The organism is Thermoactinomyces intermedius, assembly GCF_013912365.1.
Lineage (GTDB): Bacteria > Bacillota > Bacilli > Thermoactinomycetales > Thermoactinomycetaceae > Thermoactinomyces > Thermoactinomyces intermedius.
In genome coordinates, this window is the sequence record NZ_JACETT010000075.1 from 1 (window position 1) to 672 (window position 672).

1 protein-coding gene is annotated in these 672 nt (G+C 47.9%); it reads right to left on the reverse strand.

Going from position 1 to position 672, the window contains the following annotated elements:
• Positions 1 to 31: 31 nt before the first annotated feature.
• The coding region (locus tag H1R82_RS13905; RefSeq protein WP_181821691.1) for an amino acid permease at positions 32 to 672 on the reverse strand (641 nt) is incomplete at its 5' end.

Consider the following 672-nt stretch of genomic DNA (forward strand, 5'->3'; position numbering starts at 1 on the left):
GAAGGGGGCTTTGGATTTGTCATGCACAAAATCAAGAAGAAGAATCGGGCAACGGCTGATCCGCAAGGCCTGATTTGAACCGGGCTGCGCAAAACAGAACGATCATCATGGACAGGAAGACCAAGCTGTTAATGATGTTATCCGGATTCAGCAACAGTGTGATGAAAATAACCGACAAAACAGCCAGGGTGAATCCCGTCAAATACGGGTATAAAGGAATTTGGAAAAAAGGTTTTTCCTTGTATTGTTTCCGCAGTTTCAACTGAGAAAGGCAAATGATGATCCAGAGCATGATGGTGGTGTAACCCGGAATTCCCATCAGGTATTGAAACACGCTTTCTTCAGCCGCCATGGCGACAACTGACCCCAGAAGCAAGCTGCCGGCGCATAGAATGAGGCTGTAAATGGGCACACCGTTTTTGTTCAACCGGCTGAAAATCGCAGGTGCCTCTTTTTGTTTCGAAAGCGAATACAGCACCCGGGAGCTGGAGTAAATTCCGGTGTTGGCTGCGGAGGTTACGGCAATCAGCAGGATAAAATTCATGATGTGCGCCACGCCTTTTAATTCCAAAGCGGAAAAGACAGTGACAAACGGGCTTCCCGCCTCGCCGACTTGATTCCAGGGCACCAGTCCCATAATAATAAACAAGGGCAGTACATAGAACAGGCAAA